This window comes from Planktothrix rubescens CCAP 1459/22 (assembly GCA_904830895.1).
Taxonomy (GTDB): domain Bacteria; phylum Cyanobacteriota; class Cyanobacteriia; order Cyanobacteriales; family Microcoleaceae; genus Planktothrix; species Planktothrix agardhii.
In genome coordinates this window covers 767,374-782,001 of sequence record LR882958.1, presented here as the reverse complement: position 1 = coordinate 782,001, position 14,628 = coordinate 767,374, and the positions used below count along the sequence as shown (strand labels likewise).

The 14,628-nt window shown below is 40.0% G+C and carries 12 protein-coding genes and 2 pseudogenes; 10 read left to right on the top strand and 4 right to left on the bottom strand.

Annotation, left to right across the window (positions count from 1 at the left end; genetic code table 11):
- The first annotated feature begins 4 nt into the window (after positions 1 to 4).
- Complete coding sequence (locus NMG86_RS03825; protein WP_026797049.1) at positions 5 to 517, top strand: hypothetical protein; 513 nt, start codon at positions 5 to 7, stop codon at positions 515 to 517.
- Positions 518 to 560: 43 nt separating this feature from the next.
- Here the strand turns inward: NMG86_RS03825 and NMG86_RS03820 are convergent, their stop codons facing one another.
- A complete protein-coding gene (locus NMG86_RS03820) occupies positions 561 to 1,595 on the bottom strand; it encodes a phosphotransferase (protein WP_026797048.1) in 1,035 nt (344 codons plus the stop codon).
- 564 nt (positions 1,596 to 2,159) lie between these two features.
- Positions 2,160 to 2,306 (bottom strand): annotated as a pseudogene (locus tag NMG86_RS03815) (phosphohydrolase); the annotation flags it as partial.
- A 98-nt stretch (positions 2,307 to 2,404) separates the two neighbouring features.
- On the opposite strand from NMG86_RS03815, the gene NMG86_RS03810 reads away from it, so the two are divergent.
- The 5 genes from NMG86_RS03810 to rph all read left to right on the top strand — a co-directional run bounded on the left by NMG86_RS03810 (position 2,405) and on the right by rph (position 6,759).
- The gene (locus tag NMG86_RS03810) at positions 2,405 to 4,186 is read left to right on the top strand and encodes an FAD-dependent thymidylate synthase (protein WP_026788738.1); all 1,782 of its coding nucleotides are present in this window, start codon (positions 2,405 to 2,407) and stop codon (positions 4,184 to 4,186) included.
- Positions 4,187 to 4,336: 150 nt separating this feature from the next.
- The gene (gene dut / locus NMG86_RS03805) at positions 4,337 to 4,783 is read left to right on the top strand and encodes a dUTP diphosphatase (protein WP_026797047.1); all 447 of its coding nucleotides are present in this window, start codon (positions 4,337 to 4,339) and stop codon (positions 4,781 to 4,783) included.
- Between the two features lie 19 nt (positions 4,784 to 4,802).
- The gene (locus NMG86_RS03800; RefSeq protein ID WP_026788736.1) at positions 4,803 to 5,369 is read left to right on the top strand and encodes a deoxycytidylate deaminase; all 567 of its coding nucleotides are present in this window, start codon (positions 4,803 to 4,805) and stop codon (positions 5,367 to 5,369) included.
- Between the two features lie 51 nt (positions 5,370 to 5,420).
- Positions 5,421 to 5,969 carry an adenylate kinase gene (locus NMG86_RS03795; RefSeq protein WP_026788735.1) on the top strand — a complete coding sequence of 183 codons (549 nt, stop codon included), beginning with the start codon at positions 5,421 to 5,423 and terminating at the stop codon, positions 5,967 to 5,969.
- A 43-nt stretch (positions 5,970 to 6,012) separates the two neighbouring features.
- On the top strand, positions 6,013 to 6,759 hold the full coding sequence (gene rph / locus NMG86_RS03790) for a ribonuclease PH (protein ID WP_026788734.1): 747 nt from the start codon (positions 6,013 to 6,015) through the stop codon (positions 6,757 to 6,759).
- 123 nt (positions 6,760 to 6,882) lie between these two features.
- Here the strand turns inward: rph and fcmC are convergent, their stop codons facing one another.
- A complete protein-coding gene (gene fcmC / locus NMG86_RS03785) occupies positions 6,883 to 7,449 on the bottom strand; it encodes a filament morphology membrane protein FcmC (protein ID WP_026797046.1) in 567 nt (188 codons plus the stop codon).
- Positions 7,450 to 7,631: 182 nt separating this feature from the next.
- Positions 7,632 to 8,744 (bottom strand): filament morphology actin-like protein FcmB, encoded by a 1,113-nt coding sequence (fcmB, locus tag NMG86_RS03780; protein WP_026797045.1) that lies wholly within the window; start codon positions 8,742 to 8,744, stop codon positions 7,632 to 7,634.
- A gap of 440 nt (positions 8,745 to 9,184) precedes the next feature.
- Between fcmB and ftsH2 the strand changes: the two genes are divergently transcribed.
- The 4 genes and pseudogenes from ftsH2 to NMG86_RS03760 form a co-directional block, all read left to right on the top strand.
- On the top strand, positions 9,185 to 11,068 hold the full coding sequence (ftsH2, locus tag NMG86_RS03775) for an ATP-dependent zinc metalloprotease FtsH2 (protein WP_026797044.1): 1,884 nt from the start codon (positions 9,185 to 9,187) through the stop codon (positions 11,066 to 11,068).
- 179 nt (positions 11,069 to 11,247) lie between these two features.
- Positions 11,248 to 12,558, top strand: a complete 1,311-nt coding sequence (locus tag NMG86_RS03770; protein ID WP_026788730.1) for an aminopeptidase P N-terminal domain-containing protein — start codon at positions 11,248 to 11,250, stop codon at positions 12,556 to 12,558.
- Between the two features lie 199 nt (positions 12,559 to 12,757).
- Positions 12,758 to 13,900: an MGDG synthase family glycosyltransferase gene (locus NMG86_RS03765; protein WP_026797043.1), complete on the top strand. Its 1,143-nt coding sequence runs from the start codon at positions 12,758 to 12,760 to the stop codon at positions 13,898 to 13,900.
- 62 nt (positions 13,901 to 13,962) lie between these two features.
- A pseudogene (locus NMG86_RS03760) lies at positions 13,963 to 14,616 on the top strand (family 1 glycosylhydrolase); the annotation flags it as partial.
- Positions 14,617 to 14,628 lie beyond the last annotated feature (12 nt).

The following is a 14,628-nucleotide window of genomic DNA, read 5'->3' as shown; positions in this document are numbered from 1 at the left end:
TTCCATGCAAAACCATCTAAAATTTATCCTGAGTTTTCTCATATTAGCAAGTGGAATAATAGGTTTAATTCCGAGTTATAATTATCTCCATATTCCCTTTAAAACTTCTGCGAGTATGGCTATTCCTTTACCAGAAAAAGAACTTGGTTTAGGACAATTCCGTTTAGGAGATGTAGCGTCAAAATTAGATATTTTAGGAACACCGCTTCAAATTCGCAAATATCCTCCTGGGAACTATAAAACCTATCGCCAACTGGTCTATCCTAATTTAATTGTGGGAGTGGGAGACGAAACAATTGCGGTTTTAACCACTACCGATCCCAATTTAGTAACTCCTGATCAGGTTCGTGTTGGGGATTCTCTCCAGCGAATATTAGAGGTTTATGGAGAAAAAGAACCTTATATTGATGGAGAAAACCAATTTCTAGGATATTCATTTTCTGGAGGAAGATATCTTACCTTTAAATTAAACAGCGATCGCATTATTGAAATAAGTTGTGGATTTCTCCCCGACTAATAGTAAACTAATTTTCTGTTCCCCATTACCCATTACCCATTCTTTATTGCCAGTCTGGAGAATGTAAGCGTTTTAACTGTTCTAAATGTCGAGTAAAATAGCAAGTATCTAAACGGCTATAATTAAAATGTTCAGCGTTAATAATACTAATCGCCCAAGCCCAGATATGGGCCGTTTCAGTTAACTCTTGAATCAGGCTTTTTTCTAGTTCTATTAAGGGGTTAATTTCTTCATAACCGAGTATAAAAGCCTCACGAACTTTTTTACTGAGTCCTGACTGTAACGATACTTGTAAAAACTTAGCAATATCAAAAGAGCGCCACCCATATCCACATTGATCAAAGTCAAATAGGGTAATTTGTTCATCGGTGGTGAAATGAGTATTTCCACTATGGGGATCACCCCAACAAATCCCCCATAAGGGAGGAATTTTAGGTAATTTTTGTAATTGAGTTTTCAGTTGAAATACAACTTCTACTAAGTAGTTTAAATCCTTGGGTCGATTTTTTAAATAGGGTGCGATCGCCACTAATGAACTCTCTAATAAATAATCTAAGGTTAAAGGTTGACGTTGAACAGATGGTCTAAAATTTAAAGAAACTTGATGAATTTTAGCAACGGTTTCACCTAATTTTAAACTTTGGCTAACATTCAAATCTCCGATCGCAATTTGACCCGGAGCATTGACAAATAACACCGCATATCGTTTTCCTTCAGGAGCATTAATTTCAAAAAATAATTGTCCATTTTTTGTCCTGATCGGATAAGCAACGGGAAGTTGATATTCATGCAAAAAATCCAGCAATTCTACCTCAAAATTAATTTCATCCTGACAGCGCCAATGTTGATGGGAAATTCTCAAAAAATAGCGCGTAGTTTGAGTTTTTACCGAATAAACATCACTTAATCCTCGATGCCAAAATTTACATTTTTCGACGGTATCAATCGGATAGTGATTTAAAATTTGAGTGATTAATGCTCTGACATCTAGGGTTGAGCAACTAATCGGAAAAATATCGTACTGATTATTAATTCCAGACTCATTCTGCTTAAGAGTAGGTTGGTTTAAAAGCATCATATTAGTTTTAGGGTGATGGGGAATTTTCCTGATCTGTAGGATAGAGGATGAGGATGAGGATGAGGATGAGGATTAAACAACCCAATGGTTAACGATTCCGCTTTCCCCACCGGACAACCTACGGCTTGGATAGACTAGAGATTTGTTATTCAGTATGATTCAAAATCAGGAAAATAAAATATTTTTTATTCAGAGTTTAAAAATTTTTACTAATTTAATAAAAGTCAATATTAGTTAAACTTTCTTTACTGATTTATCGGTTTAAATTGCTTATTTTTTGAGTCTAGGAAGTATGTTTATAAGCTAATCTAAAAATCATAGTTTGTCAAGAATTTCAGTTCATTTAGATACAAAATTAAAGGTTTGGTGATGCGTGCAGTTTCGCCTTACGCACCTCACAAATAGTTTAGGGATAGAGAGTCTGACCCGTTGCGGAATCAAAAATTAAGATCTGGTTAAAATCTAGTTTGACCGTTAGGCGATCGCCTGGATGAATCCGATGGTGAATGGGGACTTGAAATTGAATAGAATATTGATCGGTTTGGGGATCACCAATTTGTTGAATTTTTCCTTGTTAGCACCATATTCTAAGGTAATACTGGCAACTCCCAATAGATGGGCAATATAGGGAACTCCCGAACCCTTACGAATTTGCTTGGCGTGGAGTTCGGTGGCGTAAACCAAGGCGGCGGTAAATTTGTCTGAAAGCATAATTAATAAGAATCCTGTTATTAATCTTAAAATATATCAAATTGATCCATTTAGTGCTTTAATATTAGATGCTTAAACTATTAAAGATTTAATCATAAATGGATCGATTTCGTGTAGAAGTTATTGCTAAAACTCCTTTTCCTCAGCAAGTTATTTATGCTGCCATGCACCAAGATTATAGCGATCAGTTTGTTGTCGCGGAACGAGAATCTTGGCCGTCTGAAGAAAAAGCTGGGGAGGTTATTGTCAAGCGTTTATTAGCGGGGGAAAGGGGACATTATGGGCCCTTAGAACACTGTCAAATTGTCTTGGGTTGTGGTTATTTTCCCCATAGTGTTATGCAGCAAGCTAGAACTCATCGGATCGGCATCAGTTTTGATGTTCAGTGTCTTTCGGCAGAGGTTGTTATTACTTTTGTCAATATTGACGGTGAAAGTTCTAAAAAGTTAAAAAAGACGATTGGTGAACTTTATGATCTCTGGCATCATGGAGAGCAAGCAATTCGAGAACGTAAGATCAAGGGTAGAAATGATGAACCCCCAGGTTTCTATCGACGGGATTGTAAAAACCGGATTAAAAAAATGCGGGTTCGTAGCTTAAATGAAGATAATAATACCTTTACTTATAATCATATTGAGGATATCATTTTTAATGGGTTTAATCCCGTTTATCAAGTCACCCTTGCCGATGGCAAACAGTTGAAATGTACTCAAAACCATAAAATATTAACCCCTTATGGTTGGCGGATTTTAGCTCAACTTGGGGTTGGTTCTGAGGTGCTTGTTAATGGTCAACCGTTAAAAAATGCAGATCAGACTTATCAAAATAAAGAATGGTTAGAGTCAAAGTTTTCTGAAGGACTGACTCCGAAAGAAGTCGCGGCTCTGGTTGGATGTTCGGTGGAAACTGTCAAAAAATGGGCTTACTATTATGAGTTAACCTGGCAGAAAAAACAATGGAACCAAGGGTTAAAATATAAGATTAATATTTCTGAAGAAGAACGAGAACGGAGGGCAAATCATGGGAGATCAATTACAGCGCAAAGGGTTGAAAATGGTACAATTCTAAAGGGAGAAGATCATCCGTCTTGGAAACCTGATTTACCTGTGGAAAAGCGGGTTTATCATTGGCTTAAATCTAACCGTCAGCGAATTCTTGAAGAAAAGGGTGAAAAATGCGCTCGATGTGGAGGAACAAGAAGGCTTTCTATCCATCATATTTTAGAAGTTTCCCAGCATCCAGAACTAGCTTTTGATCAAACTAACTTAGAAGTTCTGTGTTCGCCTTGTCATACCAGACATCATAAACAGGATCAGAAAAATCCGTTATGCGCTCATCCCGTTAAAATTGTTTCCATTGAATATGTTGGAATAGAGCCAACTTATGATTTAGTCATGGCTGCTCCTCATCATAATTTTGTTGCTAATGGGGTGGTTGTTCACAACTCTTACCGCTATACTTCGGGGAAAGTATTAGCAATAGCTGAGGGTAAAGGTAATATTGAAGATGCGTTTTATTTAAGACCTGTGGGAAATTATAGCGATCGCCAAGGCAAAAAATACTACTATTCTCCTGAACAACGTCAACAGGATTTAAACTGGTGTTTAGAAGCCGCAAAACGCTATAAAATTGATATTGATAATGGAATGTCCGAAGAACACGCCAGGGGCAAAGTTCCCTTTGATTATCGTCAACATTTTGTGGTTAGTTTTACCTTGAGGGCGTTATTACATTTTCTGGATTTACGGTTTAAAAAAGATGCCCAGTTAGAAATTCAAAAACTCTGTGATTTAATTTGGCCTCATGTTGAAGAATGGGTTCCAGAAATTGCTAAATGGTATGAACATACTCGACTCGGAAAAGCTCGACTAGCACCGTAATTCAGTCATCAGTCATCAGTTATCAGTTATCAGTCATCAGTCATCAGTCATCAGTCATCAGTCATCAGTTATTCCCTATTCCCTGTTCCCTCCCCCCCTAGCCCCCGTGCACGGGGGGTTTGGGGGGGCTGTTCCCTATTCCCTTTAAATATGAAATTAAACATTGTAAAACTGAATGAAACCGCAATTTTACCTCAATATGCTCATATTGGGGATGCGGGATTGGATTTATTTGCGATCGCTAATACCACAATTTCCCCAGGAGAAAGTCAATTAATTCCCACCGGAATTGCAATTGAATTACCCCCAGGAACAGAAGCCCAAATTAGACCTAGAAGTGGTTTAGCCTTAAAACATCAAATCACAGTTCTGAATGCCCCCGGAACTATTGATGCCGGATATCGGGGAGAAATCGGAGTAATTTTGATTAATCATGGCAAAACATCCTTTAATATTACAAAAGGCATGAAAATTGCTCAAATGGTGATCGCCCCGGTTTTGCGGGTAGAGATTCAAGAAGTTCAACAGTTAAGTGATACCAAAAGAAGCGATAATGGATTTGGGTCTACGGGATTAATCTCCACAAAACCCCACTAATTTCTATTATTTTATTAGCATGGAAGACTTACCAGAAAACTATAAACCGCCCCTGCGACCGACTTGGGATGAGTATTTTATGATGATGGCTAAATTGGTGGCTACGCGCTCCACCTGTTTAGTCTTTCCCGTGGGTGCAGTAATTGTTAAAGACCGACAAATGCTGGCTACAGGTTATAATGGATCGCCTTCTGGTTCCATTCACTGTACCACCCAAGGCTATTGTTATCCGGGGTTAAGCACCTGTGATGCCAGTTCGGTGTTACCTTCCCGGGCGGTTCACGCAGAAGCAAATGCGATCGCACAGGCGGCAAAACATGGAATTTGTTGTAATGGGGGAAGTATTTATGTTACCTTAGAACCTTGTATTTCCTGTTTAAAATTAATTATTTCTACAGGAATTAAGGAAGTCTTTTATGAGACTGTTTTTAATTCTGGAGACAAGGCGATGGTAAGAGATTTATATATTAATGATGGCTTAGTCACCTTAAAACAGATACATCTTTCTGAAGAAATTACTCAAAAAGGGGCATCATTTTTATTAAATCCGACATCGGTTTTGGGAATGGTTAAAGGAGGAAATTAAATCATGGATTTAAAAAATGGTTAAATTTGAACATCGGAGGAGCTAAATATTGTGAGACTGGTGATTCTAGGTGGCCCAGGAGCAGGAAAGGGAACTCAAGCCAAACTGTTATGTAGTGATTTGGGTATTCCTTGCTTAGATATGGGTCAGATTTTGAGACAAAGGATCATTTCTGATACGGAATTGGGTCAACAAGCTAAACCCTATGTAGAAAAAGGCGAGTTAGTCCCAGACGAAATTATGATTCAATTTGTCCGTCAACAATTGTTAGAACCTGCGGTGGCGAAGGGTTGGCTTTTAGACGGTTATCCCCGTACCTCATTTCAGGCGGAAGAATTGGATTTTTTATTAGAAGATTTAGAACAACAGTTAAATTGGGCGATTTATTTTAATGTACCAGAAATGGTATTAAAAAGGCGTTCTTTAGAGCGTTCAAGGGCTGATGATCAACTGGGAATTATTGAACGTCGTATTGAGTTATTTTATCAACGTACAGTTCCCATTTTAGAATATTATGAACTCACCAATCGTCTTTTAGATATTAATGGGGAGCAATCTCCAGAACAAATTTATCAAGAGATTTGTCAACGTCTCAATTAATATAATACAGCCCTAAAGGGCTGACTACAATTACTTTTAATTAATTATGTGGAAACGTCCTGATCATAGAGAACCAAATCAACTTCGTCCTGTAAGTTTTGAACGGAATTTTACTCGTTTTCCCCCGGGTTCTGTGTTAGCAAAAAGTGGGGATACAAAAGTCTTATGTACCGTTAGTATTGAGCCGGGAGTGCCTAAATTTTTACAGCATACAGGACAGGGATGGTTAACCGCAGAATATCGAATGTTACCTGGGGCAACACACCAACGTCAACCGAGAGAATTGTTAAAATTATCAGGAAGAACTCAAGAAATTCAACGATTAATTGGACGTAGTTTAAGGGCTGCGGTGGATTTAAAAGCATTAGGAGAATTTACCATTACGGTTGATACCGATGTAATTCAAGCGGATGCAGGAACGCGAACTACGGCTATTACCGGGGGGTTTGTGGCGCTAGTTGATGCCTTAAATACATTAGTTGAAAAAGGACAACTGCAACAATTACCCATCTGTCATCAAATTGCTGCGATTTCTGTGGGACTATTAGAAGGAGAACCCTATTTAGATTTGAATTATCCCGAAGATGTGGCCGCCGATATTGATTTTAATTTGGTAATGACCGAAGAATTAGAAATTATTGAAATCCAAGGTACTGCGGAATCTGGTAGTTTTAATCGAGAAAAACTCAATAAAATTTTGGATTTTGCTGAACTAGGAATTAAAGAATTATTAGAGGCTCAACGCCAAATATTAGGAGAGTTTATTCTCCTAAAAAGTGGGGAATCATAAATAATAAAAAGTACATTCTTTTTTTCTATTACCCATTACCTATTACCCATTACCTATTACCTATTACCCATTACCTATTACCTATTACCTATTCCCTGTTCCCTGTTCCCTATTCCCTATTCCCTAAAAATCATCTAATAAAGAACCTAAACGTTTAAGTAAAGGATCAACTTCTGCCATCGCTTCTTGGGAAACGGGTTCTGGTTCTGGTTGGGGAGGTTTTGACTCCATGATGATCACAGGTTGAGATTTAACCGTTTCTAAACCTGTGGCAATTTCAGTTAATTTTTGGTTAATTGATGTTTGTAATTGCGTCACTTGTTGGGTTAACTGATGGAATTGAGTCTCCAATTTTTCTATCTTAGTTCCATCGTCAGCTAGTACCTTTTTTTCTAAATCTGTTAATTTATTTTTAATTTCGAATAACCGTTCTTCAAGGGGCTGTAAATTAGGTAAAATAGGTAAAACTTGAGGTGAATTAGGGTTAGGAGTCTCCGACGCTAGTGGTGGGGATGTGGGTTCGGATTTAGATAATAATAGGAATTGCCACAGAGCTTGTTTACAAAGATTGCTAAACGTTTGATACTTTGCCTGGGATAATTCCTGTTCAATGGCATCTAATAATGTCTGATCTGCGGCATCTTCCGTGAATGTTACCGACTGAGTTTGTTTGCGATTTGGCCACAGCATAATATAAATCCAGACCTACAGTTATCCCATTATTGAGTTTGGAGCCTGGAAAATTTTGATCCAAACAATAATTAACCAGAATCACCCTTTGTTAGTGTATCAGAATCGGGATGCCCCAGAACCAAAATTAAACCCGCCCTTGCCCAGTGAAACTGAGTTCAGGACGGGTTGAACTAAGAAAATTAACGTCGGGCTAACTGAGCTTCACCGTAGACATACTGTCCTAAAGCATTAGCTTTACGCGAAGGTTGAACTAAATGGGCTCTTAGACCTGCGTTTTTGAGCAGAGGTTGTAGATCTTCCCAGAAAAATTCGCCACCGCCCCCGGTTACGACCACATCCGTTACCCGTTCAGGTAACCATTTAACAACGCGATCGGATAAATCCCGGGCAAAATTTTTCCGTAATTCCGGCACAATATCATCTAAGTTAAAAGGTTTAACGGCTCCACGAGGACGATATAACCGTTCTCCGGCGGGTTTATGAACAGCTTCAAGTAAGTATAGAGACTGACTATCGGCGCCTTCAATTTTACTCGCCACTTCTTCATAGAATTTACCCATAGCAAAGGTGTCACTTTGGGAAACCCCCCTGGCAAAACGGAAGCGATCAACCGTTAAGAAATCGGTGGTTTGATGACCGACATCTACAATCGCCACAGAGAGATCAGCAAAATTGGGAACTCCTTGGCCGCCTTGAGCTTCCAGCCAAATCAAGCTGCCATAGCCTTCAGGCATGATCCGAACCGTAGTAACATTAACGGAGATCTTTTCGCCCCGATAGAGCATCTCGTGGCCGCCACTGAGTAATCGGGTGATGTGTTCCTTCTCTTGCTCAAATTGTGATTGAGAATAGAAAGGCAGTCCTAGAACAACATCAATGTCGCCTTGTAACTTGAAGTAGCCGATACAAGCAAAAAGTTTAATTAAAGCATCATCAACTTTGGAAGGGGAATCAGAACCATCTTTGAACAAACTGGCTCCAAAGTCAGCCGCGAGTTGACCCACGGCATAACCCATGCCCTGATATTCCACCCAAATATCCAGAAGCGGATCGGTATTTTTCGACTCAAAGCCACCGCCTCTAGCGGTATCCACCGTCAGTGCTTTGATATTGGAAGGAATAAAAACGACTTCATTCGGGTTACGACTGGTGGAAGCCTTTGTCGATGTCCGTCCTAAATCAATACTTAAAATCGTTTTTTTGCCTGCTGTCGGCGTTTGCCGATTCAGCATTGCAGCCGCTGCGGCTGCGGCGACTGGTTGTCCGGGCTGTCTGTTACCACCTTCTTGCATCGGAATATGTTACCTCACGGAGATTCAAAATATATAATGCCTTATCTGTTGCCAATTTTACCTACTTTCAAGAAACCGACAACAAACAATCAGTAAAATCTGGGATTTTGGGTTCTCTTTGGAGAGAACTACAGCAGCAACCGAGTCTGCTAAACCCTGTAATCATTATAGCTACTGGGTTGTACTCAATTGAAAACCAAGTTAATGATCGAAAATAACAACTTTTGAGTTTTCTGATCAAATTGAGGTCTTACCGGAAGTCTTGTTGAAAACCGGATGGACGCACCCATTGTCTGATTCTATGGCATCCCTAGCTATTACCACAATTTTAAGGAAGTCAGTTGCCTGATACTGAAATATTACGTTAAATTTAGTTAAGATTATGAATAACAAAAAGCGATCGCAAATTCTATATTCCACACCATAGGGCAACGCAATTTATGAAAACATCCTGGAAAACCATACTGCTTTGGACTTTACCCGCCTTAGTCATCGGGTTTTTTGTCTGGCAAGGAGCTTTTGCCACAGCCCCCGCAGAATTCGGCAAAAACACCGCCAGCACCCGCATGAGCTATGGTCGTTTCTTAGACTATCTGAATGCGGGTCGTGTCACCAGTGTAGAACTCTATGATGGCGGACGCACGGCCATTGTCGATGCGGTCGATCCCCAACTCGATAACCGAGTTCAAAGACTGCGGGTGGACTTACCCAATAACGCCCCAGAATTGATCGCCCGGTTAAGAGAGTCCCAAATTAGTTTTGATACCCACCCCCCTCGCAATGATGGCGCCCTCTGGGGACTATTGGGAAATCTGATCTTCCCGATTTTATTAATTGCAGGTCTATTCTTCTTATTCCGTCGCTCCAATAACGTTCCCGGTGGCCCCGGTCAAGCCATGAACTTTGGCAAGTCCAAGGCTAAATTTCAAATGGACGCTAAAACCGGAGTTTTATTTGATGATGTGGCTGGGGTAGAAGAAGCCAAAGAAGAATTACAAGAAGTCGTTACTTTCCTGAAAAAACCCGAAAGGTTTACCGCAGTCGGGGCTAGAATTCCCAAAGGGGTATTATTAGTTGGCCCTCCAGGGACGGGTAAAACTTTATTAGCTAAAGCGATCGCCGGAGAAGCCGGAGTTCCCTTTTTCAGTATCTCCGGTTCGGAATTTGTGGAAATGTTTGTGGGTGTGGGCGCGTCCCGCGTCCGTGACCTATTCAAAAAAGCCAAAGAAACCGCCCCTTGTATCGTCTTTATTGATGAAATTGACGCCGTTGGTCGTCAACGGGGTGCAGGTATTGGCGGGGGAAATGACGAACGGGAACAAACCCTGAACCAATTATTAACGGAAATGGACGGGTTTGAGGGCAATACCGGAATTATTATTATTGCCGCCACTAACCGCCCTGATGTTCTCGACTCCGCCCTCTTACGTCCGGGTCGGTTTGACCGCCAAATTACCGTGGACGCGCCGGATATTAAGGGCCGTTTAGCGGTATTGGAAGTTCACGCCCGCAATAAGAAAATTTCCGAGGAAGTTTCCTTAGAAGCGATTGCCCGTCGGACGCCTGGGTTTACCGGGGCTGACTTAGCCAACCTGCTCAACGAAGCCGCAATTTTAACCGCCCGCCGTCGCAAAGAAGGCATGACCATGATCGAAATTGATGATGCGGTGGATCGGGTAATTGCCGGGATGGAAGGAACCCCCTTAATTGATGGCAAGAGCAAACGATTAATTGCTTACCACGAAGTCGGTCATGCGATCGTTGGAACCCTAATCAAAGAACATGATCCGGTGCAGAAAGTCACGTTAATTCCCCGGGGTCAAGCCCAGGGTTTAACTTGGTTTATGCCCGATGAAGATCAAGGCTTGATTTCCCGTTCCCAAATCCTAGCCCGGATTACTGGGGCCTTGGGCGGTCGGGCGGCTGAAGATATCATTTTTGGTGATTCGGAAGTTACAACGGGCGCTGGAGGCGATTTACAGCAGGTTGCGGGCATGGCACGGCAGATGGTAACTCGTTACGGAATGTCGGATTTGGGGCCATTGTCCTTAGAATCTCAACAGGAAGTTTTCTTAGGTCGGGACTTTGCCACTCGCACGGAATATTCTAATGAAATCGCCTCTCGCATTGATAGTCAAATTCGTACTATTGCCGAACATTGTTATCAGCGAGCCTGTCAAATTATTCAGGAAAACCGAGCAGTAATTGATCGGTTAGTGGATCTTTTGATTGAAAAAGAAAGCATCGACGGCGATGAATTTCGGCAAATTGTGTCTGAGTACACAGAAGTTCCTGAAAAAGAACGGTTTGCGGCTGTGATTTAATCTCAATTTCAGTCACAATTAACTTAAAATTAACGAGGGTTAAGCTATGCTTTACCCTTGTTTTTTATCACCCGTAGTAAGCCCTTCAGGGCTGTCTTTCACAAGGCGTGAACAATCTTGTAAGGGCTTTCTGTTTCTGAGGCGTGAACGCCTCACTACAATTTTAGGAGAGATAAAGGATGATTACTCAAACAGAATATCGGCAACGACGGGAACAATTAATGGCAAATATTAAGCAGGGAACTGCCATTTTCAGAAGTGCGCCCATGGCAGTTATGCACAATGATGTGGAATATAATTTTCGCCAAGATAGTGATTTTTTCTATTTAACTGGGTTTAATGAAGCCAATGCCGTTGCTGTTTTTGCCCCTCACCATGAAGAACATAAATTTGTTTTATTTGTGCAACCGCAAGACCCAGTAAAAGAAACTTGGTCAGGGTATATTACGGGGGTAGAAAAAGCTAAAGAACTTTATGGGGCGGATGCAGTTTATCCTATTAATGAATTAGATGAAAAGTTACCCCAATATTTACAAAAAGCCGACCGGATTTATTATCGGTTAGGACGGGATGAAAAATTCAATGAAAAGATTTTAAAACATTGGCAACGGCTATTAAAAGTTTATCCTAAACATGGTACAGGGCCCACTGCTATTGAGGATGTTTGTAATATTTTACATCCCATCCGTTTAATTAAAAGTGAAACTGAATTAGAGTTAATGCGGAAAGCTATAGAAATTTCTGTGAAAGCTCATAACCATGCTAGGGAATTTGCTCAACCCGGACGTTATGAGTATGAAATTCAAGCAGAAATCGAACATATTTTTGGTTTAAATGGGGGAACAGTTGCCTATCCTTCGATTGTGGCATCGGGGAAAAATGCTTGTATTTTGCATTATGTGGAAAACAATTGTCAAATACAAAATAATGATTTACTATTAATTGATGCGGGATGTTGTTATCAATATTATAATGGAGATATCACCAGAACTTTTCCAGTTGGGGGTAAGTTTACACCAGAACAAAAGATTATTTATCAACTGGTTTTAAAAGCCCAATTAGCCGCTATTGAACAAGTTAAACCCGCAAATCCTTATAAAAATATTCATGATACTGCGGTGCGGGTATTGGTGGAAGGTTTAATGGATTTAGGGTTATTAGTTGGAGATATTGAGGAAATTATTAAGGAAGAAAAATATAAACCTTTTTATATGCACCGAACCGGACATTGGTTAGGTTTAGATGTGCATGATGTGGGGGTATATCAATGGGGTGAAAATCCTCAACCATTGCAACCAGGACAAATACTAACGGTCGAACCGGGTATCTATATTTCTCCTAATATTAAACCCGTTGAAGGACAACCGGAAATTCCCGAATGTTGGCACGGAATTGGGGTAAGAATTGAGGATGATGTCTTAGTAACTTCTGGGGGGTATGAAGTATTAAGTGCAGGAGTTCCTAAGTCTGTAGAAGCGATGGAAAGATAATTCAACCCTATCCATAGGGAAAATTTTTTAAACAGTTATCAGTCATCAGTCATCAGTCATCAGTTAACAGTTATCAGTTATCAGTTGAGTCAGTTTAATCATTATTAGAACACTCGAACAATCAATTAATATTACCCATTACCCATTACCCATTACCTTCAATAATACTCTACTCAAAAACCACAACTCTTAATTCATTATGACCCATATCTTGATTTTATCTTCTTCTTTGGGGGCTGGACATAATAGTGCCGCACAAGCATTAAATCAGGCTTTTTCCCAGTTTCCAGATGTTACCGTTACGGTAGAAGATGCCTTAGAGTATGCCAGTTCTATTTATCGAAATGCCGTTACCAGTATTTATAAACAATTGAGCGAAAAAGCTCCTCAAATTTATCGCGCCTATTATGAAGGAACAGATTTAGAAGATTTAGAACGGTCTTTAGAATTAAATATTGTTACGGCTAAAATAGAGCGGGTTTTTTTTAGAAAACTGCGGCATTTGATTGAAGAAATTAATCCCGATGCTATTGTTTGTGTACAGCAAATTCCTAGTCGTTTATTGCAACTATTAGAAGAAGAAGAACGGATTTCAAAACCCCATTATGTGGTAATTACAGATGTAATTGCTCACAGTAGTTGGATTAATAAAGAAGTCGATGGTTATTATTTACCCAATGATTTAACTACGGATTTTCTGATTAAACGAGGAGTTGACCCGGCTATTCTTCATGTCACAGGAATCCCGATTAAACTTGAAGTATTAGAAACTAAATCTCAAGTTGAAATTCGAGAACGTTATCAACTCAAAACCGACAAACCTGTAGTTACAATATTTGGCGGGGGATTACATTATAAGCGGGTACGTTTGATGGTTTCTCAACTGATGAATACCTCAGAAGTTGGCACTATAATTGTAGTAGCAGGACGGAATGAACAACTTTTAGACTCCTTAACAGAATTAAACTCCACCCCAGAAACGGAACTCCTAAAATTAGGATTAGTTGATTATGTTGATGATTTACTCGTAGCCAGTGATTTAGTAATTACGAAAGCGGGGGGATTAATTGTTAGTGAAGTTTTAGCACGAGGTAAACCGATGATTATTGTAGACCCATTTCCGGGTCAAGAAGAATGGAATGCTGATTTAATCGTAGCGGCGGGGGCGGGAGTGCAGTTAAGATTGCCAGAAATGGTTGCCCATTGTGTAAAGTTTCTGTTAAACCACTCAGAAAGATTATCCCAAATGCAAGCATCCGCTTTAGAATTAGGAGAACCCCGGGCGGCTCTGAATATTGCTGAGAATATTTTATCACAAATTACAATAGGCAATAGGCAATAGGCAATAGGCAATAGGCAATAGGCAATAGGCAATAGTTTTTAGGTGCAAAGGGAGATTGAATTTTGACTAATAACAGTAACTTTTTATGGGGCGTTGCCACATCGGGTTATCAAAGTGAAGGAGGTTATAATGGTGTGGGACAACCTCAAAATAACTGGTCAGAAAGTGAACAAAAAGGCAAAGTAATGAGGACTGGAAACGCTTCTGAATTTTGGACGCGCTACCCGGAAGATTTTTCTAATTGTCAAAAATTAGGGTTAAATTCCTTTCGCTTAGGGTTAGAATGGAGTCGGATTCAACCGATAACAACCGCCGAAATTTCTCCCGCCCCCCATTATGATTTTAAGGTCTTAGATGACTATGCCGAACGCATTGCCACCTGTCGTCAATATGGCTTAGAACCTATTATTACCTTACATCATTTTACCCATCCCGCCTGGTTAGGAATAGATGCTTGGTTATCCGCAGAAACCATTGATTGTTTTATTGATTATGTAACCGTAACTGTTACCCATATTAATCGACGTTTAACCGACTATCATCAACAACCGCCAATTCATTGGTATATTACTATTAATGAACCGAATATTTTAGTTTTAAATACCTATTTAAGTGGTCAATTTCCCGCCGGAAATTTTACCGGAATTAAGGCGGTGTGGCGAGCTTATAATCATTTATTAGCTGCTCATATTCGAGCTTATAACTCTATTCATGATATTTATGAAAAA